Source organism: Castellaniella sp. GW247-6E4, assembly GCF_040276065.1.
Classification (GTDB): Bacteria; Pseudomonadota; Gammaproteobacteria; order Burkholderiales; family Burkholderiaceae_B; genus Castellaniella.
In genome coordinates, this window is record NZ_JBELOI010000041.1 from 1 (window position 1) to 1,201 (window position 1,201).

Consider the following 1,201-nt stretch of genomic DNA (forward strand, 5'->3'; position numbering starts at 1 on the left):
GGATGGTCTGAATAAGCCGTCTTGAAAAATCGGTCGAACAGCAAAATCAGCCCATATTTCATAATGCAGAAGAATTGCTCAAATATTGGTCGAAATCAGGGCGATTTTCACCCTGAGCCGCCCGTTTTGGGCGCTCTTGGCCCATTTCGGGCGCATCTATCCTGTCGTGGCCATCAAATGGTGGCGCACCTTCCACAGGTTGGCCAGCGTAAAGAGCATCTTCAACTGCGCCGTGTTCTTGGCAAGACCCCGGTAACGCACCTTGGTAAAGCCAAACTGGCGTTTGATCACCCGGAACGGATGCTCCACCCGGGAGCGAAGGCTCGCCTTGGCCCGCTCATACGATTCCATCATCCGGCCCATATTGCCTTTGCCCAGCGCCCGGCGCTGGCCGGGGCGCATCGCAATATGCCACTGGACATTGCGCCCCTGGTTCTCTTCGCGCTTCTCAACGCCTCGGTAACCGGCGTCGCCCAAGACCATTTCTTCCTCGCCATGCAGCAGCGCATGCGCCTGAGTGACGTCATGAATATTGGCCGCCGTACCCACCACGGTGTGCACCAGGCCCGTCATGTCCACACCTATATGGGCCTTCATCCCAAAGTGGTACTGGTTGCCCTTCTTGGTTTGATGCATCTCAGGATCACGGGTGCCCGTGGCGTTCTTGGTGGAGCTGGGCGCTTCGATGATCGTGGCGTCCACAATCGTGCCCGTGCGCACCATCATGCCTTGGTCTTGCAAGAGCAGATTCACCGCCTCAAGCGCGTCGGCGGCGATGTCATGCTTCTCGAGCAGGTGGCGAAAGTTCAAGATCGTCGTCTCATCAGGAATGCTGCCACGCGTGAGCGACAGCTTTGCAAAATTGCGAATCGAGGTGCTGTCATAGAGCGCCTCTTCCATCGCCGGATCCGACAGGTTGAACCACTGCTGCATGAAGTGAATGCGTAGCATCACCTCCAGCGGGTAGGGCCTGCGACCATTGCCCGCCTTCGGGTAGTGCGGCTCGACCAGCTCGGCAAAGACCTTCCAGGGAATGGCGCGTTCCATCTGAGAGAGAAACTTCTCGCGGCGGGTCACCTTGCGCTTGCCTGCAAACTCGGCTTCGGAAAAGCTCAACTGGCTCATCGGGGGCGTCCTGATCGGGTCTCGTTCAACAACCTACATTCTGACAGGTCCACGGGACTTGTTCAGATGTTCCTTA

General features: G+C 57.5%; 1 protein-coding gene. It reads right to left on the reverse strand.

The features are described 5' to 3' along the window. Window positions 1-156: 156 nt before the first annotated feature. On the reverse strand, window positions 157-1,125 hold the full coding sequence (locus ABS761_RS16835; protein ID WP_350409545.1) for an IS5 family transposase: 969 nt from the start codon (window positions 1,123-1,125) through the stop codon (window positions 157-159). Window positions 1,126-1,201 lie beyond the last annotated feature (76 nt).